Source organism: Flavivirga spongiicola (genome assembly GCF_030540825.1).
Lineage (GTDB): Bacteria > Bacteroidota > Bacteroidia > Flavobacteriales > Flavobacteriaceae > Flavivirga > Flavivirga spongiicola.
Map to the genome: position 1 here is coordinate 1,458,417 of NZ_JAUOEO010000001.1, position 22,813 is coordinate 1,481,229.

General features: G+C 32.9%; 16 protein-coding genes. 11 read left to right on the forward strand and 5 right to left on the reverse strand.

What is annotated here, in order from left to right:
• Positions 1 to 57 precede the first annotated feature (57 nt).
• A complete protein-coding gene (locus Q4Q47_RS05545) occupies positions 58 to 846 on the reverse strand; it encodes a hypothetical protein (protein ID WP_303305657.1) in 789 nt (262 codons plus the stop codon).
• Between the two features lie 37 nt (positions 847 to 883).
• Positions 884 to 1,654: a hypothetical protein gene (locus tag Q4Q47_RS05550; RefSeq protein ID WP_303305658.1), complete on the reverse strand. Its 771-nt coding sequence runs from the start codon at positions 1,652 to 1,654 to the stop codon at positions 884 to 886.
• Between the two features lie 273 nt (positions 1,655 to 1,927).
• Between Q4Q47_RS05550 and Q4Q47_RS05555 the strand changes: the two genes are divergently transcribed.
• From Q4Q47_RS05555 to Q4Q47_RS05565, 3 genes are read left to right on the forward strand one after another with little or no spacing between them, the layout of a single operon-like run.
• Positions 1,928 to 2,494, forward strand: a complete 567-nt coding sequence (locus Q4Q47_RS05555) for a hypothetical protein (protein WP_303305659.1) — start codon at positions 1,928 to 1,930, stop codon at positions 2,492 to 2,494.
• Positions 2,494 to 4,290, forward strand: a complete 1,797-nt coding sequence (locus Q4Q47_RS05560; protein ID WP_303305660.1) for a histidine kinase dimerization/phosphoacceptor domain -containing protein — start codon at positions 2,494 to 2,496, stop codon at positions 4,288 to 4,290. The genes Q4Q47_RS05555 and Q4Q47_RS05560 overlap by 1 nt, the downstream gene beginning before the upstream one ends.
• Before the next feature lie 13 nt (positions 4,291 to 4,303).
• Positions 4,304 to 5,068 carry a LytR/AlgR family response regulator transcription factor gene (locus Q4Q47_RS05565; protein ID WP_303305661.1) on the forward strand — a complete coding sequence of 255 codons (765 nt, stop codon included), beginning with the start codon at positions 4,304 to 4,306 and terminating at the stop codon, positions 5,066 to 5,068.
• Between the two features lie 319 nt (positions 5,069 to 5,387).
• Here the strand turns inward: Q4Q47_RS05565 and Q4Q47_RS05570 are convergent, their stop codons facing one another.
• Together Q4Q47_RS05570 and Q4Q47_RS05575 are read right to left on the reverse strand one after the other, a co-directional pair.
• Positions 5,388 to 5,732 carry a PLP-dependent transferase gene (locus Q4Q47_RS05570; protein ID WP_303305662.1) on the reverse strand — a complete coding sequence of 115 codons (345 nt, stop codon included), beginning with the start codon at positions 5,730 to 5,732 and terminating at the stop codon, positions 5,388 to 5,390.
• 97 nt (positions 5,733 to 5,829) lie between these two features.
• Positions 5,830 to 6,387: an RNA polymerase sigma factor gene (locus Q4Q47_RS05575; protein WP_331497766.1), complete on the reverse strand. Its 558-nt coding sequence runs from the start codon at positions 6,385 to 6,387 to the stop codon at positions 5,830 to 5,832.
• A gap of 106 nt (positions 6,388 to 6,493) precedes the next feature.
• Between Q4Q47_RS05575 and Q4Q47_RS05580 the strand changes: the two genes are divergently transcribed.
• From Q4Q47_RS05580 to Q4Q47_RS05600, 5 genes are all read left to right on the forward strand, one after another.
• Positions 6,494 to 7,624, forward strand: coding sequence for a FecR family protein (locus Q4Q47_RS05580; RefSeq protein WP_303305663.1), 1,131 nt, complete (start codon positions 6,494 to 6,496; stop codon positions 7,622 to 7,624).
• 91 nt (positions 7,625 to 7,715) lie between these two features.
• Positions 7,716 to 11,267, forward strand: a complete 3,552-nt coding sequence (locus tag Q4Q47_RS05585; RefSeq protein WP_303305664.1) for a SusC/RagA family TonB-linked outer membrane protein — start codon at positions 7,716 to 7,718, stop codon at positions 11,265 to 11,267.
• A gap of 44 nt (positions 11,268 to 11,311) precedes the next feature.
• Entirely contained in the window at positions 11,312 to 12,694 is a 1,383-nt protein-coding gene (locus tag Q4Q47_RS05590) for a RagB/SusD family nutrient uptake outer membrane protein (protein WP_303305665.1), read from the forward strand.
• Positions 12,681 to 13,952: a thioredoxin family protein gene (locus Q4Q47_RS05595; RefSeq protein WP_303305666.1), complete on the forward strand. Its 1,272-nt coding sequence runs from the start codon at positions 12,681 to 12,683 to the stop codon at positions 13,950 to 13,952. Before Q4Q47_RS05590 ends, Q4Q47_RS05595 begins: the two co-directional genes overlap by 14 nt.
• On the forward strand, positions 13,949 to 15,061 hold the full coding sequence (locus tag Q4Q47_RS05600; protein WP_303305667.1) for a TlpA disulfide reductase family protein: 1,113 nt from the start codon (positions 13,949 to 13,951) through the stop codon (positions 15,059 to 15,061). Before Q4Q47_RS05595 ends, Q4Q47_RS05600 begins: the two co-directional genes overlap by 4 nt.
• A gap of 555 nt (positions 15,062 to 15,616) precedes the next feature.
• On the opposite strand, the gene Q4Q47_RS05605 is transcribed toward Q4Q47_RS05600, so the two are convergent.
• Positions 15,617 to 16,201 carry an RNA polymerase sigma factor gene (locus Q4Q47_RS05605; protein WP_303305668.1) on the reverse strand — a complete coding sequence of 195 codons (585 nt, stop codon included), beginning with the start codon at positions 16,199 to 16,201 and terminating at the stop codon, positions 15,617 to 15,619.
• A 130-nt stretch (positions 16,202 to 16,331) separates the two neighbouring features.
• Here Q4Q47_RS05605 and Q4Q47_RS05610 point away from each other — a divergent pair, with 130 nt between their 5' ends.
• The 3 genes from Q4Q47_RS05610 to Q4Q47_RS05620 all read left to right on the forward strand — a co-directional run bounded on the left by Q4Q47_RS05610 (position 16,332) and on the right by Q4Q47_RS05620 (position 22,727).
• Positions 16,332 to 17,480 (forward strand): FecR family protein, encoded by a 1,149-nt coding sequence (locus tag Q4Q47_RS05610; protein ID WP_303305669.1) that lies wholly within the window; start codon positions 16,332 to 16,334, stop codon positions 17,478 to 17,480.
• A 193-nt stretch (positions 17,481 to 17,673) separates the two neighbouring features.
• The gene (locus Q4Q47_RS05615) at positions 17,674 to 21,231 is read left to right on the forward strand and encodes a SusC/RagA family TonB-linked outer membrane protein (RefSeq protein ID WP_303305670.1); all 3,558 of its coding nucleotides are present in this window, start codon (positions 17,674 to 17,676) and stop codon (positions 21,229 to 21,231) included.
• Between the two features lie 14 nt (positions 21,232 to 21,245).
• A complete protein-coding gene (locus tag Q4Q47_RS05620; protein ID WP_303305671.1) occupies positions 21,246 to 22,727 on the forward strand; it encodes a RagB/SusD family nutrient uptake outer membrane protein in 1,482 nt (493 codons plus the stop codon).
• The last annotated feature ends 86 nt before the right edge of the window (positions 22,728 to 22,813 follow it).

Genomic DNA, 22,813 nt, shown 5'->3' on the forward strand with positions numbered 1-22,813 from the left:
TACTTGTGTTTAAATAGTTAATAAAAAATGATTTATAATTAAAGTTTTGTGTTCTCATCAATTCCTTTGTACACTACTCACTTCAAAGCACAGTTTGGCATTTATTCTTTCTGGTGAAGTATATTCTAAAAGCCATTGATCAACCGACATTCTCATTAAAATTGACAACTTATCTGCATAAGCACTTATTAGATCAGGAAGTATAGCGTATTCTCGTTTGTTGACTTGGAACTCCTGAAGGCTTATTTCGAATTTGCCTTTAACATATTTCATATGTAATGTCGTATAGTAAATCAAAATTCTTGGAATTAAAGGATTTAACATATCGATAGTAGTCATCAAGAAAATAGCTTTTTGGTCATTAAGAGGGTTCCTTCCAAATACAGATTTTGCCATATCTGCAATACTTTTTCTCATCAAGTTTTCATCATGTTGGCTTAATACGCCATCATAAAGACTTATTATTTGATCTATTAATACATTATAGTTTTTAGAATCAAATTTGTCAGCAGTGGTTCCGCTCTTAGTTAATGCAAAAAATGGTGTTTTATCGATTTGCTTTAAATAATTTATAAAATCACCCTCCAATCGTTCACCAGACTGACTTTGAGGATGAAAATTTGCTCGATTCCCTACCTTATTTAAGATACTAGCTGTAGCTGTAGGTAAATTTTGTGGTTCAGAATACACTTTTGCTCCTTTGGAATCTGGATCACTTGTATCTGTCCCTAACATATTAGCACGAGCAATAACCTGAAAAGTATTGTTTTGTGGTTCGTTAATTTGAAAACTGGGAGAAACATGAATCCAAGATTCTACTAGTTGAGTAATATTTAGATTTTGCATAATAATTAATTATATGATTTACGTCTTTATAATTGGATTATTGAATTGTTTCAACTTGAAAACACAATTGATAATTCTTCTTTTCTGGTGATGTAGATTCTTTAATCCACTCATCAACAAGTTTTTTATCAATTGCAGCAAACTCCTTGGCATTGGCCTTTATGATGTCCGGTAGTACTGGAAACACATTTTTAACTATGGTATAACTTTGCTCGTTTATTTCGTCCTTTCCATCTTTATGTTTCATGTAGAAACTGGCATTATAAATTAATAAATATGGCTTTGCGGGGTCATTCATGTTTAAAGTGAACATTGAAAAAATGTAGTTACCTGTAGCCGTACCACCGGAACCAAATATAGATTTACCCATATTTGCGAGCGATGTTTTAAGTAGATCTAAATCTGTAGCAGGTAAACCGTCAAAAATGCTTACAACTTGATCGAGTAAGACATTATAATTTTTTGATGAAAAGGACTTGTTATAATTATTTGTTTGTATTGGTGCAAAAATTGGAAATTCAACTATTTGTTGCAACAGTAGACCGTACGCAGCAGCTAACTGCATAGGACTCTGTGTTGTAGGATGATAGTTTGCCTTATTTTGAATATGGTTAAGAATACTAGCCAATGCTGTTGGCAAATTTTGTGATTCTGAATATATCTGTTCTCCGTAAGATTTTGGATCGCTAGTGTTAGTTCCCAGCATATTAGCACGAACAACAGTAGGTAAATTACCGTCAGTAACATTAACACCGATAGTTTGAGGTGTTACGTGAATAGCTCTTTGAATTAATTGTTTAATAGTCATCGTATATATCATTAATTATGATTCAAATTTGTTCTATAATTAGACGAAAAAGAAAAGAGATGAGTGAACAGTCTAATTTATTGAGTAGATGATGATTATTGATGAGTAAAATAGAATCTTTATTTCTGAAATGCAATACTCTACACGATGTAAGAAATTATTTATTTTAATTAAATGGTTTAATCTCTGTTTTTTTTATTAATTTAAAGTCCTTAAAATTGTTTAGCAACTTAATCCTCCCTCAGAACATGTACTAACTAAAACAAAAACAACATGTTCATTAAAATTGATATTAAAACACAGAAAAACTCTCCAAATAAATTCCTTGTTAACTTAAAAGATCTTGATGCAGCTGTAAAGGCATGTTATCTGGGTTTAGGCACTCCTTACCAACCCATTCCCGTAGATAATTTTGTAGACTTAGATGGAAATCTATTTCCTGGTATACCTGCCAAATCTAAAATTACTATTAAACTACATTCCGAAAATAGTAATGACTATCTATATAAATTAAGTGATCCAAAACTCGTATGCTGTAAAGTAAAAAATGTAGGCAGAAAATTTAACGATAAAAATCTTGTCGCTATAAACTATTGGAAGAAGGTTTTTAAATGTAAGTCTAAAAATATTTTTAGGGCCCCAGAAGGCACCCTCTTTATCTCTCCAAATAGAGAAGGTAAATGCATTATCTCTACAAGAAAAAAAGTGCCCAACACTTTTGTTGAATATAGTATTATGTTCTCTCTAATTATAGAGCACAAAGATGGTTTTAAACGACGTTATTATTTTATTTTAGATCCAGTTGTACGTATTAGTTCTAACCCTCCTAAAGATTCATGATGAGGCATTTATTTTCTTATAGAAGAAAGTATTGTTTTTTTTATATATTTTTTTATGCAACATTATCTTTTTCTCAAAACTTTGAGAAAGCTGACAGTCTTCTGAAAATACTTGAATCAAATAATTTATCGAAAAAAGAACAAGTATTAACATTAAGAAATGTAGCCTTTTATCATCCAAATTTAAACATTGCTCTCAATTCTGCTAAACAATCGTTCAAAATTGCTCAAGAAATAAAAGAATCGTTATTACAAGCTGAAGCTTTGGAGGAGATTAGCCATATAGAACATCGCCTTGGGAACAATGGTTTATCATTACAAGCTTCCTTAACCGCATTGCAAATTTATGAGTCACTCAATATGCTGGAAAGACAAGCAGCTTCCTACTCACAATTGGCAAATAATTATATGAACGGTAAAAATTATGATTTGGCCATCAGGTATTTAAAAAAAGCCAAGTACATTTATTCAAACTCCAATAATAGTCAAAATTATGCTTTAACGAATCTAAACCTTGGAGAAGCTTATCGTTTAGCTCAACATTTAGATAGTGCCGCAACTGCTTTTCAACAAACACTAAAATTAAACAAAACTTTAAAAAATGATATCATTCAAGGCTATTCTCAAGGAAATCTTGCGATGGTATATACAACTCAAAATAAGTTGTCTCTTGCAAGACAAAACCTTAATGATGCAATCAATATACTGTCTCCTTTAAAAGATTATTATTCTAACTCTGTATATCTTGCTGAGTTGGGAAAAGTCTATAATAAAGAAGGCAAATACAAAGCTGCTGAAAATAAATTCCTGGAAGCGTTAAGCATGGCGAAACAAGCAGGTTTAAAAGAACAAATAAGAGATTTTAGTGCTTTACTCACTAGTTTTTATGAAAGTCAAAAGCAATATCCTCTAGCTTTAGAATACCAAAAATCGTATCAGGTATATCAAGACAGTTTAGTGAATAAAGAAAATATTCAAAAAATAGAACAACTTAAAGCTGGTTATGAAATTGATAAACGCGAATCTGAAATAGGTCTATTAAATACCATTAATACCAATCAGAAATTTTGGGTCATCACCTTAGCAGTTGGTGCTTCTTTGTTATTGCTATTTGCTTACTTTCTTTATCGGGGTAATAAAAGAATTAAGGTTGCAAATACGATGTTATCCAGTCAAAAAATAATTATTACAAAACGTGAACAAGAAAAGACATTACTTCTTAAAGAACTCAATCATCGTATAAAAAACAATCTACAAATGATTTCTAGCTTGCTAAACCTTCAAAGTCATGAGCTTAAAGGGCACCCTGCTAAAGAAGCTATTGTAGCAGGAAAATATCGCGTAGAAGCACTCTCTCTAGTCCATAAAAAATTATATCAGGAAGATTTAGACACACGAGTTGTACTGAGAGAGTATGTTGAAGAATTAGTACTAGGTCTTTTTTATGGATATAATGCCTCCTTTAAACCAGACTTTAAAATGGATGATATTAATGTGAGTCTAGACACAGCAGTTCCCCTAGCCTTGGTAATTAACGAAATTATTGTCAATGCTTTAAAATATGCCTATAAAAATGTTGACAACCCAAAACTAAAAATAATCATGTCACAGGATAACAACTATTTAGACATACAGATTATTGATAATGGCATAGGCTTTAATACGAACGAAGCAGAAAAAAATAATTCCTTTGGAATTAAACTTATCTACTCTTTAATTGAACAGTTAGAAGGTGTCATAAAAAAACCAGATAGTAAACATGGGACACATTGGAAGATGCATGTGAAATTAACTTAATGTAACCTAAAGTATGAGTAATCAAAAGATAAAAATCCTAATCGTAGAAGATGAATTATTAATAGCTCAAGACATTGCTAATAGGCTTACTTCTATTAACTATCAAATCGTTGGAATTGCAATTTCTGCTGAACGCGCTTTGCAATTAATTACAGAAAATAATGATATTGATATTATTTTAATTGATATTATTTTAAAAGGAGAACTTGATGGTATAGAGCTGGCAGGTATCATCAATAATAAGCATCATATTCCATTTATATTTTTAACATCACATGCAGATACACATTTAGTAGGTCGTGCTAAAAAGGTAAAGCCTTATGCCTATATGTTAAAGCCTTTTAATGATCGTCAAATCAGTATCGCTATAGAGTTAGCATTAGTAAATTATTCTAATAAAACTCCGGAAAGAGATTTAATTAATGATAGAACATTTAATACTGTTGATAATCAAGTCTTACACATAAAAGACAGTTTGTTTTTAAAAAAAGATCATCATTTTGAGCGCGTTCCTTTAAAAGAAATTTTGTTTTTGCAAGCAGACAGTAATTATTGTACTGTTTGTACTAAATCTGAACGGTTTATTTACTCCACTGTATTAAAAAAAATAGAGGCACAACTTCCAATAGATCAATTTTTAAGGGTTCACAGAAGCTATGTCATAAATATTAATTCTGTAAATGGCTTTGAAGGTAATATGCTTTTTATTGGGAAGAAAAAAATTCCTGTCAGTAAAACTTATAAAGATGCTGTTTTTAAGTTATTTCGTACTATTTAAGCTTGACCAATAAAAAAAGGCGAACTATAAAGTTCACCTTTTTTTGCCCCAAATCTACCATGAACTTAACCTACTTATGTTATGGTGAGACCAATTTAACGGTTTAGAACATAACTATAAAAAAATATTAGTTGAACGACTCAATTACATTGTTGAAATGCATTTTCGAGTTAATTTTTCCTACTTTATTGATCTCTCAATTTTTAGTCTACTCATCATTTGGAAAGTCACTTTTAAATTCTTGACAAACCTAAATCTAAATCTGTTATTAAATCTTCTACAGATTCTAGCCCAATAGATATTCTCATACCACCTAGACTTATATACCCACACCTTCAAATTGTTCTTTACTTAATTCTTTTAAATTGCTTATTGCAGGTGCATAAATCAAGTTTTCATGTCCGCTCCCAATTTGAAACAAACTTAATCCATTAAAAAATGCTTTAATCTTATTTAAATCATCTGTTTTTAATTGAAAACTCATTAAACCTCCATAGCCTGTCATTTGCTTTCGACTTAATTTATATTGAGGAAAACTTTCTAAACCCGGATGATAAATTTTCGCTATTTTGGGATGATTCTCTAAAAAATGAGCCACGGCTAAAGCACTCTTTTGATGCTGATCCATTCTGATCTTTAATGTTCGTAAACTTCTTAATAGCAACCAAGCTTCAAAAGGAGCAATTTTAGCTCCAAATAATTCGAACTCTTTTCATCTATTTTCCTTCAATTTATGGAAGTCGAATTAATGATACATTTTATTAAATCAAGCTTTTTTCTGATTTCAAACAACCTCTTAACAAAACATAAGCTTTAGTCATATGAGCCTCGACCGTTTTTATGGAAATATCAAGATTAGAGGCTATTTCTTTACTTCTTATTCCTTTAATTTTCTTTTGATAGAATACATCCTTGCATCTTTTTGGAAGTTTCTCGATACATTGATTTAGTTTACCCAACCTTTCTTCATTTACATCCCTTTCAACTTGAACAACTTCATCTAAAAATGTTTTATGATAAGATAAAAGAATATCATTCTTCTTGGTGCTCTTCCTAAAAGAGTCCATCAATTTATTGTAGACCATTCGGTAAAGGTAACCATTCATAGATGTTGTAATAACAACTTTTTTCCTGTTAGCCCATAAGTACAAAAATGAATCCTGAACGACATCGTGAATAATATTCTTATCTGATGTAAAACTCATTAAATAGACACAAAGCTTTTCAAAATAATTTGAATAGAGCTCTTCAAAAAAGACAGGGTCACCTGCTCTTAAAGATTCATGAATACTATTTAATTTATTATTAGGGATGGCTATTTAATATATTGCTCTTAACTTCTCATCAAAGTACAAAAATGAAAAAAAAAAAATAAAACATAGGGTTTTTGTTTTTTTTACTACATAATAACAAATAATTGTTACTATGAAGAATTTAGAACATCTTATAATAAAATATTTCGAAGACAATTTAAATGCAGAAGAAACAGAGCATTTAAAGCACTTACTTGAAGATGATAAAAACAAAGCTCATTTTAAAGAGTTTGTTCGTTTAAACCATTTGATTAATTCTAAAACCCCGTTTAAATATGAAAAGGAACTAATCCAATTTAAGTCAAAAACAAGCGAAGGTATTAAACTCAGGGCTTTCTTAAAATATGCCGCAGCTATTCTAATATTTGTTTCAGCAGGTTACTTCTTTTTAACCAAAGAGAGTTCTTTTGATAACAATACGCCAATAATTGCAAACAATCCTATTGAAATAGGCACAGATAAAGCAACTTTAACTTTAGAAGACGGCACTAACATCGCCTTAGAAAAAGGTCAAGATTATATCGCTAATAATTTAACTAGTAATGGAGAAGGGATTATTTATAAGGCTTCAAAAACCTCAAAACCAGAAATTAAATACAACTACCTAACCATTCCAAGAGGCGGGCAATATTTTATAAAACTATCAGACGGTACACAAGTTTGGTTGAATTCAGAATCCCAACTTAAATATCCTGTAAGCTTCATTGAAGGTGAAACAAGAAAGGTCGAGTTGATTTACGGTGAAGCTTATTTTGATGTATCACCAAGTACAGAACATCATGGTGATAATTTTAAAGTCTATACCCAATTACAAGAAGTTGAGGTTTTAGGTACTGAATTTAATATTAAAGCTTTTAAAGATGAAAATAATATTTACACAACACTTGTTGAAGGTCAAGTTGAAATCAGAAAAGAGACCATAGCCAAAAAGTTAATCCCAAATCAACAATCGGTAGTAACTTCAAATAGTAAAAATATAGCTATTTTAAATGTTAATACCTATGATGAGGTTTCGTGGAAAGATGGTGTTTTTAGTTTTAATAACAAACCTTTAGATAAAATGATGAAAATACTATCTAGATGGTATAATGTAGACATTCATTTTAACAATCTGGCTCAAAAAAGCATACAATTTACGGGAGAGTTAGACCGGTCTACTTATATAGAAACGATACTAAAAAATATTGAAAAAACGAATGAAGTGAAATTTATTATAAAAGACAAAACTATAATTATTGAATAAAAAAAGGGATAAAGTTCACGCCTCCGACAGCTAAACTTCATCCCCAAAGTGCGATCAATTAACATATTAACTAATCTAAAAAAACAAATTTATGGAATTTAAATTTAAAAGTGCCTTTCTATATTTTAAGGAAAAGCTCTTAATTATTATGATGAGAACATTAATACTCTTATGTTGTACAGTCACGTTTGGCTTCAGCCCAAATTCGGGCCTCTCTCAAAACGCTAAGATTGTTATTGATACAGATATAACCATGTCTGTTGAACAAATTTTCGAATTAATAAAAACCCAAACAGATTATAAATTTATTTATAGATCTGATGTTATTCAAAATGCTCCAAGTGTTCAATTAGAGAAAGGAATTGTTAAAGCTGGAGAGTTATTAAACAAAGTATTATCTCCAATTTCCTGTACTTTCGAATTTACAGAAAACAATACCGTAATTGTTCAAAGGAAGTCAAATATAGATTTAATACCTCAAGAAAATGTCATAAAAGGGACTATTACAGATGAAGCGAATGTTCCAATCGCTGGGGCTACCATTATGATTAAAGGCACTTCCAGAGGAGTCGCTTCAGATTTTGATGGCGGCTACCAAATTAAAATACCAAGCCAATCACAAAATGCAGTCCTTATATTTAGCTATGTAGGGTTTTTAAAACAAGAAATTAACGTCGGAAGTCAAAGCAAAATTGACATTCAAATGAAGCCTGATATTTCTGGTTTGGACGAAGTTGTGGTTGTTGGATATGGTACAAGTAAAAAGAAGTTTGTTACAGGAGCTATCTCGACTTTAAGTAAAGAAGTGTTGGAAACAAACACCTTTCCAACAATAGGAAGTATGATACAAGGGCAACTACCTGGTGTTTATGTGGTTTCTGGTAGTGGTGTTCCAGGGTCTTCAGTACGTATTAGAATACGAGGCGATGCCACGCTTAATAGTGGTGCAGATCCGTTAATTGTAATTAATGGAGTGCCTATGCCAGACGAATTTGATATTAATGATATAAGCCCTAATGATATAAGTGCTTTAGATGTATTAAAAGGCGCTTCTGCATCTGCTATTTATGGTTCTAGAGCTTTAGCTGGTGTTATACAAATAACCACTAAAAGAGGAACAAAATATACAAAACCTGTAATAAGCTATTCTGTAACGACTTCAACTAAAGCTCTTGGAGATAAGGTAAATCAACTTAACGCCGAAGATTTTAGAACCTTACATGCTGAAGGTGTATTGAATTATATGAGGTCAAGAAGGGGTATTAGAGGAGCTGGATCAGACCAATATGCTACAGATGCTGAAGTTAGAGCATGGGATGGTTCTCAATTTGATTATGATTATTATTTGGATAGAGCAGATATTCAGGATCATCATACTGATTGGTTAGATTTACTTTTAGGAAATGGAAATACAACGACCCATAATTTATCAATGAGAGGTGGTGATGAAAATATGCAATATTCGTTTTCTTATAATGACCATACAGAAGAGGGTATAGTCGTTGGAACTAAGTTTAAAAGAAACACACTGTCATTAAATTTTGATAATAGATTTAGTGACAAGGTCAAAATGGGATTCAGTATTTTAGGAGGCACTAATTCTAGAAAAAATGGTGATGCAACAATTAGAACGGCAACCAATATGCGCCCAGATTTAAAGGCTTTTAATGATGATGGTAGTTATTTTATAGATTTTTATGAAAGAACATTTGGACCACCATGGGCTCAAACGACAATATTACGGGCTAGAGATAATCCTCTTGTTTTAGCGAAAGAAGTAAAAAATGATAATCTAGGCAGAAATGTTAATCTTACACCATATATTGAAATTAACCCATTTAAGGATTTAACATTTAGATCTCAATATAGTTACTATGTGGCAACGACGGAGGGATATCAATACCATCCTAGTTTTACAGATAGATCTTTATTGCAATTTAGAAGCCTAACAACAGATGGAGGGGGCTTACTTACTACAAGAGAATCTGAAGTTACAAGTAAGATATTTACAAATTACCTTTCTTATTTAAAAGAAATTAATGAACATGACATTTCTGCTACATTAGGGATGGAATGGAACAAAAGAATTAGTTCAAGTGAAGCAAGTGTATATGAAGGATTTCCAGACGATTACATTTTAAATACGCCTGGAGATGCCACAGAATTTGTTGGTTCTGCTTACAATGAACAACAAACCTCTTCTATAGGTTATTTTGCACGTGCCAATTACCAATACAAAAAACGTTACCTATTAGAAGCTTCGGGAAGGATAGATGGGTCTTCACGATTTGGTGTCAATAATCAATATGCATTTTTTCCATCAATATCTGCAGGATACATAGTCTCTAGTGAGCCTTTTTTTGAAGGCATAAAAAACACATTAAATTTATTTAAATTACGTGTGAGTTATGGAAAATCTGGTAATGATCGTGTAGGAGCTTATGAGCATTTAGCACGTGTAGGGTCGGCTAGTGCTTACTTAAATAATCCTACTTCTAGAATAACAAGTCTTGCTAATCCTGATTTAAAATGGGAAACCAGTACGGAATATAACTTTGGGCTAGATTTTGGGTTTATGAAGGGTAATAAAATTAGAGGATCCATAGATGTTTATAACAAAGATGTAGACGATATGTTACTTAGTAGATCCTTGCCTCCAAGCACGAGTAGTGATATAATTAGCTCTAACATAGGAGCCATTAATAATAAAGGTATAGAAATAGGTTTGAGCGCCGTAATAGTACAGAATGAAAAATTAACTTTTGATTTAGGTGCTAATATTTCAAAAAATAAAAACAAACTAGTAAGTTTTGGAGATAGAGAACGTGGATCAAGTTTATCAAACCCATCTAGTACAGTAATAGGTAATTTAGTTTATGAAGTAGGACAGCCTTTAGGTCAAATATTTGGTTTTCAAACCGATGGGCTTTTTCAGAGCTATGATGAAATTGATGAAATTGAAGCCATAGATCCAGATACTAGGTATCAAGAATCATTTTATAATACGATTCCTGGTCATATAAAGTTTGTAGATAACACAGGAGATGGTCGTGTTACACAAAAAAGAAGTTGGAATGATGACCCAGAGGATAGAGTCGTTATAGGTAGTACGCAACCAGATTATACAGGGGGAGTCTACATGAATTTTGAATATGAAGGTTTTAGGTTAAATGTTAGATCTACCTTCCAAATAGGTGGAGATAAATATTGGGCGTATGGTGAGGATCAGTTTGGAACGGTCAATACTGACCCTAGTAATAGAGATGCCATTGCTTTACAGCGTTGGACGCCTAATAATCCTAATGCAAAATACCCCGCTTTTATGAATCAATATTTCACCAATAAATTAAATGATTTTTGGTTATACGATGCGTCTCACTTTAGGATTCAAGAAATTGTACTTTCGTATGATTTGTCTAAAAAAGTACTAGAAAAAACTAACTTTATTAAACGTTTTACATTATTTGGCTCTGTAAATAATGTGGTGACATTTACAAAATACCCAGGCTATGGTCTTGGAGAATTTGGGTTTGTACCTAATGGTTCAGGCTCTAGCCCTAGCTCCACTATTGGAACTGTTTACGATAATTCTAGTTATCCACAAGAGCGAACATTTAGATTTGGTGTTAGAATAGATTTCTAAACATAATTAATGGCCACCAGATTATTTAATAATTAAAAAATAAAATGATGAATAATAATATAAATTATATAGTTGGCATGTTGTTTTTCTTTTGCATTATGTCTTGTGATATAAAAGAAATACCGCCCCACCAGTTAGTAAAAGAAAATGCTGTTACAAATTCTGCGCAAGCTGAACAAGCGCTAAATGGAGCCTTTGTTCCTTTAGAATCCATAAATGAGGCGCCTTTCGCAGCAGATTATGTTACCAGTGGTAGTCTTATGGCTGGACTAGCTGTAGGAGGTTTTGGTTCGTTTGATGATCAGCTTATAGAAAATGAATTTACATCGTCTAATGGTTGGAACCAAAGTTCTGATATGATAAATTCGGCAAATTTTGCTATTGAAGGCACTTCGGCTTTATCTCCTTCAGAATTCAATAGCCCAGAAAGACGCAATGAAATTATAGCAGAAGCAACATTTATGCGCTTTTTTGGACAATACTATCTGTTCCGTTATTTTGGGCAACATTGGGATTTAAATTCCCCTTACGGAGGCTTAATGAGACGAGCTACCGCAGATTTATCAAATGCAAATCAGGGGCGTGAAACAGTAGCTGACACATATACCATGTTGTTAGAAGATTTGGATTTTGTGATTGCTAACGCCTCTGACTTTTCTACACCATATAGACCTTCTAAGCTATTGGCCAAGGCATATAAAGCAGAAGTTTTATTAATGAGGGGAACGGATGCAGATTTACAAGAAGCTATTACAATAGCACAACAAGTACTTAACGATTCTGGTAGATCTATGGCAGGAACTTACGCCGAAGTTTTTAATACTGGTTTTGATTCTTCAGAATTGCTTTTTACAAGAGCTGTGGATGATAGATTAGCCAGCATTGCAACTCGAAATGTAGATAGTATGTTAAATATTTTTGGAGGTCTTATATCTATATCTCCAGCCTTCGAAACTTTACTAGGAGCCGATTTGAGAGCGCCTCTATACATAGAAGAAATTAATGATGCCTTGACGGTTCCTAAAATGTCTTTTGGTGGAGAAAAAGGTGTCATGTTTTATATGCGAACTAGCCAAATGCTTTTAATACAAGCCGAAGCTCATGCTCGTTTAGGAAATAAAAATGATGCCATTGATGCTATAAATGAACTTAGAGTACGTGCTGGTGAAACACTATTGGACGCATCTTCAATATCAGATAACGATTTAAGCTTAACCATTTACAATGAGATCGCTAAAGAAATCGGCTTTGAAAAAGGCGAAGAGTGGTTTGCTGCCATTAGACTTAAGGATACAAGTGGAGAGCCTTTGGTTTTTGGACTTAAATCTGAGGTGACCTCAGTAAATCAGCTTATTTGGCCAATACCAAGTGCAGAGATTGAGTTTAATGAGCCAATGGATCAAAACCCTGGTTATGAACAGTTATAAAGAGCGTATAACAAACTCACAATTCAATAGTAAAAAGAGCCTTATTTATAAGGCCCTTTTTACTATGCTACTTGTATGCTTTACACCAAAAGTAGAGGCTCAGGGTATTGCGTTTATGCATGATTTAGAAAAAGCACTAGAAAAAGCAAAACTTGAGGATAAATTAATATTCATAGATTTTTACACCTCATGGTGTGGTCCCTGCAAAGTATTAGACAAAGAAGTTTTTTCTTTAGAGGAAGCAGGCCATTTTTTCAATAATAATTTTATCAATTGTAAAGTACAATGTGATGATAAAGGTATTGGGGTTGAAATAGGTAAAAAATATCAAGTTTCAGCATACCCAACCTTAATGTTTTTAAATAAACATGGGGATATGGTACATTCAGGGGTTGGCAGCATGAGCCTGGAAAACTTGATTGAACTTGCCAAAACAGCTATGAATCCTGAAAAAAACTTAATGTCTCTTGTAAAACAATGGGATTCAGGTGACAGAAGTGAAGCGTTCGTTTTTAAGTATTTTACAAAACTTAAGGAACTGTATAGAAACGAAAAAGCCACTACAGATTTTAATGAATACTTTAATAACCTAAGTGATGATGAAAAAGTGAGCAAATTTACTTTTGATTTAGTGACTTTAATAAAAGTGACACCATTCACAACTCTTTTTAATTATATAGAAAATAAGAAGAATGAGTATTATAAATCGGTTGGACAAAAAGAAGTAGATGGTTTTATTGCAAAATCATACCTCTGGCATATAAAGGGAATCGTTAATTCTGGATCTAAAGAAGACTATGAAACGGCAATGAAGCAATTTAAGGAAAAACAGTACTCTTATTATGACGAATACGAAATGTTTTATAGTGCTTTTTTAGCGAAAGAAGGAGATTCAAAATACAACATTAAGGAATACATGAGGAGAGGAACGGCTTTTCTAAATAAGTATGGTAAAAATAATGATATGTACACACTGTCGCTAACTAGTCTGTTAGGCAACCTTACAGGTAGGCCTAATGAAGGTGAAGCTGGTATACAATGGATGGAAAATTTATTAGAGCGCAACCCAAACCCAGAATATTTAAACACATATTTTTATATTGTAACAAGGAATTTTCAATTTGATAAAGCTTTAAAAAAAGCTAATGAAGTTCGTACTGTAGCTCTTAAAAATAATGAATCAACAGTATTTATTGATAAACAGATTAAACGCATTAATGATTCAAAAAATTGGGACTTAAAAAGAAGAAACAAATGAGATATTTAATTATTATAGGTCTAGTGATATTTTTATCATCGTGTAGTTCAAAACCAGCATATCACATACAGGGAGTTACAAATACAAAGACTAAAGGAAAAGTTTACCTAAACAAACAAGAGGGTTATAAATTTAAAAAAATCGACAGTACAACCATAAAAAACAACACGTTTGAATTTGAAGGATTTGTTAATATTCCTGATGTTTACGGATTATCATTTGAAGGCAAAAATGGCGTCAAAAGATTTTGTCTTGAAAACACCAATTACAATATTACAATAGCGGACACGATCTCTAAGTCTAAAATTGCTGGAGGAACATTTCAACCTTTAATGGAATCATTTACTAAAAAAATGAGAGCCATTGAAGCTGAAGAAAGAGATATCGTAAAACAAGCTAGAGAAATATGGCGTGATGAGCATGCTTCTGAAGAAGATAAAAAAAATGTTAGCAATACCTTAGAAACGTTTCGAAATAATGTGAAAGTAGCACATGCAAAAACATTTATAACCGAAAACAAAAGTTCCCCTTTTACGCCAAATGTTCTAAATATATATGTTCGGAATTATTTAGACCTTAATCAACTGGATTCTATATATCAAACGTTTACAGATAATGTAAAGAAAAGTAATCTTGGTAGCAAGCTTGGAAAATCAATTACAAATACACGTTTGTCTGCAGTTGGAAATCCATTTCTTGACTTTTCAGTATTAGGTGTTAATGGAAACCAAATAAAATTATCAGATATCGTAAAAGGTAACAAATTGGTTTTTGTTGACTTTTGGGCTTCTTGGTGTGGGCCTTGTCGACAAATTATCCCAGCTTTAAAAGAAACTTATAGTAAATACCATCCGCAAGGACTTGAAATGTTTGCGGTTTCATATGACGATGATGATGAAAAGTGGAAAAAAGCCATTAAGGATGAAAATTTTGCTTGGATTAATGGGTCTAACTTAAAAAGATGGGGTTGTCCTTCTGCAAGTTTATATGCGATAAGAGGCATTCCTGCAAATGTTCTTATTACCAATGATGGAACTATAGTTGGTAAGAATTTATATGGAGAAGCATTAAACAATAAAATTGAAGAGTTTTTAAAAGAAAAGTCTTAACCTTTTTTATACTTAAGTTTTGAGTTTGTCCACCTTATTTAATAAGGTGCAAAAGAGGTTGTCTCTAAAAAGTTCATTCAGAGCGTAGCGAAGAATCTTATATTTTATAAATCAGCATATTATATTTTAAAGAGATTCTTCATTGCGTTCAGAATGACAAAGTATATTACTCTTTAAACAGTCTCTTTTAAATTTAATCCCTCTATTCTTAATAAACTAACCTCATCTATGTTTTTCCAATAAAATCTAACATTTGGAAATATTCGAGTTTAGAATAAAAAGAGTTACAATTTCTTGTAACCCTTCCTTTTTTAAAAGAATATGCATGTCCTTGCAAACCTTTTTTATTGATTAATAGCAATTATAAGACACACCTATTAAATAAAAGTCACATCTATTCAAATAAAAACCTTTATAAAACAAAAACACCTAACTAAATTTTGTTTTAATCAGTCTTAATCACCTATCTATTAGCTCTATATTTAGTTTCAAAAATTGTCGTTTACTATTCCCTAAAGCAAAAAAACACCTTGTTGATGTGATAAGTTTGATGGGTTATTTTTGGAGTTTTAAGATCCCATTTAAACTTCTAATAACAAATAAAATCAGATTATCATCCTTAAACCCTTTGCGAATTTTTTGAAACGCTATTCGCATTTGAGCTTCAACAGTTTTTTTAGAAATACCTAACTGCTCTGCAATTTCCTCATACTTTAAGCCATTCATTTTATTAAGTTGCAAAATTTCTTTACATTTAGGAGGCAAAGCATCTATTAATGTTCTTAGCTTTAATAGATGACTTTCTCTTTTTTCTTTATCTTCAAAAATAGATTCTCTAAGTTTTCTTTCCTTTAATTCTTCTAAAAAAATATTCTTGCGTTTTAAATTACGGTAATGATCTACATAAATGCGGTAAGCCAGTGTATGAAGATAGCCTTTAACAGATTTAGAAATGTTAAGCTCATAACGTTGCTTCCATAATACTATAAATGTTTGTTGCACCACATCTTTAGATAAGTCTTTATCTCTGGCATGTACTTGTATATAATTTATAAGTGGAATATAATACTTGTTAAATAACAATTTAAAGGCATTATTATCATCTTTCTCTATTGCATTAATTAATTCAAAATCCCCCATTAATTAAAAAATTTTACAAAATACCAATGTGTGAATATAGACACTAAATTAAAAAAAAGAAAAAAATCTTTTTTTTTTAAGGGTTTTATATAACCAAGACCTACTTCTATATAGTAATCCAATTGTAATAATGAAAAAATTAATTCTAAAATATTTAACAAATACTATAACAGATGCAGAACAAGACAAGCTCAGTAAGTGGTTGTCGGATTCTGAAAACCAAAAAATCTTTGAAGCGCATATAAAGAATGATTACTATCTCAATACAATTTATAACGAAGATGATCTGCATAAAGCCTATAATGACATTTGGGATAATATATTGAAGCAAGAAAAAGATGTAAAGCGATTAAGAACGACGCCTTGGTTAAAATACAAATACATAGCAGCAGCCTCAATTGCACTTCTAATCTCGCTTACCTTTATCTTTAATAAAGATAATACACAAATTAGTGAACCCATAATTGTAAATAATAATATAAAAGCTGGTACAGATAAAGCTACTTTGACACTTGATAACGGTTCAGTCGTAGCCTTGGAAAAAGGGCAAATATATACGTCTGATAATCTAGAGAGCAATGGAGAGAAAATTATTTATAAGCCTGTTAACACTCTCAAAGACCAAATAGCACATAACTATTTAACCATTCCCAGAGGCGGGCATTATTTATTAAAACTATCAGACGGTACTCAAGTATGGTTAAATTCAGAATCTAAACTTAAATATCCTGTAAATTTTGTTGAAGGTAAAACCAGAAAGGTGGAATTGATTTATGGCGAAGCCTATTTTGATGTATCCCCTAGCATCTTACATAGTGGATCTAAGTTCAAAGTACGCACCAACACTCAAGACATTGAAGTTTTGGGTACTGAGTTTAACATAAAAGCATATAAAGATGAAACCAATACATATACAACTTTAGTAGAAGGAAAAGTGTCTATTAATAACGCCATCAACACCGTGATATTATCCCCTGGAGAACAATCAATCACCAATGCTAACGATGAAGAAATAAAGACTGTTTTGGTTGATATTTATGATGAAATCGCATGGAAAGATGGCGTCTTTAGTTTTAAAAACAAACCTTTAAAAGATATCGCTAAAGTATTGTCCAGGTGGTATGATATGGATGTTATATTCATTGATAAATCTTTAGAAAAAGTGAGATTCAAAGGTGTTCTGGGGAAAAATCAGAGTATTGAAGAAATACTATCGGCTATAAAGTCCGTTTCAATAAACAATTACGAAATCAATAATAAAACAATCATTATAAAATAAGAATAGCCTATGGTATAAAAAAACATTAAAAAATCAAAGGGACAAAGTCAAAACCGTTCAAAGCATTCGACTTCACCCCTGTCATTATCAATTAATTAATATATATAACTAACTAATAACATACAAATTTATGGAAATTAAATTAAAGCATGTTCTTTTCTTTCTCAGAAAAAAACAGATAATAATAAATGTAATGAGGGTCTTTATTTTTTTATGCTGTGCAACCGTTTTTAGCTTTACACCTAATAATGCGGTATCTCAAAATTCCAGAATTAAAATTGACGCTGATAAAACATTGACTGTCGATGAAGTATTCGACCTCATAAAACAGCAAACCGACTACAAATTCATCTATGAAGAAGGTATCTTTAAAGACTTTCAGTCCATAGAAGTAAAAAAAGGAATCATCCGTACTAATAAGTTATTACAAAAAAGTTTATCACAAGGTGATTTTAACTTGGTAGTGACTACCAATAATACGATTCTTATAAAGGAAAAATCTAAAGCACAACAAAAACAGGTTTCTGGAAAAGTTATAGATGAAGAAGGGTTACCATTACCTGGTGTAGTGGTTTTAATAAAAGGAACTACTAATGGCACAGCAACCAATTTTGACGGAACTTATAGTATTACAGTCCCAACGCTCGACAATGTTTTAGTATTCTCTTTTTTAGGTTTTGAAACACAGGAAATAACCGTTGGAAATCAATCTACAATTAATTTGGTACTAGAAGAAGAACTAGCCGAATTAGCTGAGGTTGTAGTAACCGGTTATCAACAAATATCTAAAGAACGTAGTACAGGGGCTTACGCCAAACCAGAAATGAGCACCTTAAAAGATCGGTCTACCAGTATGAATGTATTGCAACGCTTAGATGGCTTAGTACCAGGCTTGGTTATTAATAATGCACCAAATAACACCATTGGTTCGTCTAACGACAGTGGTATTTTAATTAGAGGTTTAAGTACTATTAACGGAAATCAAAACCCCCTGTTTGTGGTAGATGGTGTTGCGCTTGCCGATGTGTCTTCATTAAACCCTCAGGATGTAGAGGATATCACTGTACTTAAAGACGCAACAGCTGCCTCTATTTGGGGAGCAAGAGCAGCCAATGGGGTTATCGTGATTACTACGAAACGAGGAGGTTTTAATAAAAAAACAAGAATCGATTACGATACGTTTATAAACTTTCAAGGCAAACCAGATCTTGATTACAGACCAGTATTAAATAGTCAACAATTCATTCAAACCGCCAGAGAATTGTTTGATCCAGGGACATTCCCTTATAACTCACAATTATTTTATAATCAACAAAGTGGCCCTACAAAGAATATCTCAGTACATAATCAAATTCTATACGATTTAGACAATGGTGTAATCAATCAAACTACCGCAGATGCCATGCTAAATGATTTAGCAAACACTAATAATTTAAGTCAGATAGAAGATCTATTATACCGGAATGCTTATATAAATAATCATACCTTATCAGTACAAGGAGGCGGTGAAAAACATGCCTTTTATGGTTCTATAGCTTATACAAATAATCAAAGCAGCAGCCCAGGAGAAAAAGATGAAACCTATAAGCTTAATGTGCGTCAGGACTTTAAAATTGGTGAGCGAGTTAATTTTAGATTGAATACCGACTTAACCAATAGCGTTACAGAAGCCAAAAGAGCTATTCAAGCCGATAATCGGTTTACGCCTTATGCCTTGTTTCAAGACGGGAGCGGTAACAATCTTACTATGAATGCTCTACAACATTTTTCTAATTTTCAACGTCCAGATTTGGAAAACGTAAGTGGTATTAATTTAGATTATACGCCGCTGGATGAAGTAAATTATGGATTCACTGATGCCAATGCCTTAAGCGCGAGACTTACAGCTGGATTAACCATAGACTTATTTAAAGGATTAAAGTATGAAGGCACTTATGGGTACTTTCACCAAAATAGCAAAAGTGAATCTTTTGATTCTCAAGATTCTTATGGTGTGAGGTCAGATATTATATTCTTTACCATTCCCGGAGCCAATCCTGGAGATAATCCTACCTTTCATTTACCCACAGAAGGCGGTTATTATAGAACGTTCGACCGCTTTGTTAAAAATTGGACTTTCCGTAATCAATTAGCCTATGATGGCAGTTTTAATGACGGGCTACATAAAGTAACGGCATTGGCCGGGTATGAATCTCAGGAACAACTATTTAATAACCGGCAAAACTTTATCAGGGGATATGACTTAAGGTCCCAATTAGCTCCAGCTCTGGATTATGAAGCGCTCAGATCTGGTATTACAGGAACTTTGGTTGTCAACTCTTTTGGTAGAAGCCGTATTACAAATTCTAATGAGCCTTTTGGGGAGTCTGAGGTGCTTTTTAGATTTACATCAATGTATGCCAATGCCGCTTACACATTTAATAATAAATATACCATTAGTGGTAGTGTTAGAGCAGATGAATCTAACTTATTCGGTTTGGATAAATCGGCGCAAAACAGACCGGTTTGGAGTGCTGGTTTAAAATGGAACATAGGTAAAGAGGATTTTATGTCTGGCGTAAACTGGATTGATAATTTAGCCTTACGAGGCACCTATGGTATTACAGGAAATTCTCCAGCACCAGGTGGCGCTGCTTCCTTCGATGTTTTAAGAACAAGAGCGACAAATACCTTTGCTTATACAGCAGGATTGGCTAATGAGATTACAGCACCTGGCAACAAGAAATTAACTTGGGAACGTACAGAGAATTTAAATATTGGTCTTGATTTTGGAATATTTAATAATAGGTTAAGAGGTAGTCTCGATTATTATGAAAATAAGACAGATGATCTCTTAGATGAGATCTTAACCAATACCTTTACTGGGTTTGCGCAAATACCGGGTAATTCAGGATCTTTAGAAAACAAAGGTATAGAGGTATCTCTTCAAACACTAAATATTGATGGCGACTTTAGTTGGCATACTGGACTGACTTTAGGCTATAATAAAAATAAAATTACAAGCTTAAACTCAAGCGCAAATACCATTACCAATGTGCAAGTTGGGTTAAGGCCTCCACAACCTGGCTATTCGGCCTTCCCCATATTTGCTTACGATTTTGTTGGACTAAATAATGAAGGAAGTCCAGAAATTAGGTTAGCAGACGGCACCATAACTTCGGAGCAAGGTGCTGCCGACTTTGAAGACCTCCTGTTTATGGGTACATACCAACCCAAATGGTCTGGTGGTTTTACCAATAGTTTTAGCTACAAAGGTTTGGCCTTAACCGCTAACATGATATATAATTTAGGGCATGTCATGTTTACAGACACTCCTGGCTCAGGAGCTTATTCTGGTAGACCTCTTGAGGGCGGAAGAAACAGTTTTACAAGAGGTAATGTACATGCCGATTTTGTAAACAGGTGGCAACAACCCGGTGATGAAGCCAATACAAATACACCAGGGTATACACCTTTATCTAATACGCTTGACAGAGATATTAGGTATTATAAATATGGAGATATTAATGTAACCTCAGCCTCTTATATTAAGCTAAGAGATATTTCATTGTCCTATACACTTCCTGATACGGTAATTCAAAAAATAAATGCAAGCCATTTAAGTTTTAGGCTCATGCTTAATAATGTCATGCTTTGGAAAGATAACAATAAAGGCATTGACCCAGAATTTCATGACGCTGCAGGTGGCTCAAGATTCACGACGCCATTCAATCAAAGTTCTGTCACATTTGGGATGCATTTAACCTTTTAAAAAAGAATAAACAAATGAAAACTCTATATATAAAATCAATTAAAGTAATACTCGCCTTAGCTATGGTATTTAGTATGTACTCATGTTCAGATGATTTTCTTGAAATCACTCCTAATGGTGTCCTGATTGCAGAAACCACAGAAGATTATAATTTATTATTAAGTGGCAATGGGCTTTGGTTTAACATTGCTGCTGGTGACCAAGAGGTTAACCGATCTTTTGAAATCTGTGGATTAGAACCACACTTTTCTTCTACTTATGGAGAAGCAGATCCAAGACGTAACAATTTTGCATGGGAACCCGGAGTTATAGACCCAGAAAGAGAAGGCGGTCAATTCTCCGATTGGCTATTATTATATATGCAACGTATCTATGTATATAATAAGGTGATCAATGAGGTATTAGACTCCTCTGGAGGTACCGAAGCCGAAAAAAACAACATCATGGCAGAAGCAAGAGCCGCTAGAGCCGCTGTATATTTTGAACTTATTAATTTTTATGGGAAGCCTTATAACACTGCGACAGCATCCACCGATTTAGGTGTTCCCATTGTTACGGAAGCAGATGTTACAGTTGCAAGTTTCACGCGTGCAACAGTTCAAGAAATTTATGACTTTATTATAGCGGACTTAACCGCGGCAATTCCTTTATTACCTATTGGAGTAAGTGAAAAACCACGGATGTCTAAAGGTGCTGCCGAGGTACTATTGGGTAAAATCTATGTCTATCAAAACCGCTTTAATGAAGCGATTCCTCTTTTTGATACAGCGTTTAGCGATTTGCAAGCAGGAACAGAAGTACGCCTATACGATTATAATGTAAGCACATTACCCGGAGGTGTGCATGCCGCCGGATTTTTTGGGCCTCCTTTTGATACGCCTGTTGATAATCTAGAAGTTGCATTTACCATGTCTGTACGCCATACTGCTGGATTTACTAGCTCAGCGGTGTTACTTTCACCAGACGTATCAGCAATTTTTGGCGCAAGCGATTTTAGATTACATCATTTTTTCTCCAGAAAACCATTCCCTCCTTTTCCTTCTACCCCAGAATTTATAGTTCCCGGAGTATATAGAAAAATTGGTAGTCTGGTAATAGATCGTGGCATAAGAATACCTGATATTTATTTACTTCGCGCCGAATGTAAAGCACGAACCAACGACTTAAGTGGCGCAATTGAAGACCTTGAATTTTTACGGATGCATCGTATGAATCCAATAGATGCTCCAGTACCAGCTGGTCTTTCGCAAGATGATTTAATAATATATATATTTGAAGAACGCACACGAGAGTTTGCAGTAAAAGGAGAGTTATGGTACGATATGCGACGCCTATGGAATGATCCTTTATTTCAAGACAAAAAACCTTATGTACATACTTTATATGATGTAGATGGCTCGGTTAAAGAAACCTTTACACTTGATGAAGATAGATTAGTACTTCAGTTTTCAGACAAAATATTAGCGGACAATCCTGATTTGGTAAACAACCCTTAACAGTTTTATCTATATGTTTTTTTGAATTAGTTTTTTTCTCACCTTGTTTTAAACGCAAGGTGAGCTTAAAATCTTAGACCTTCTTT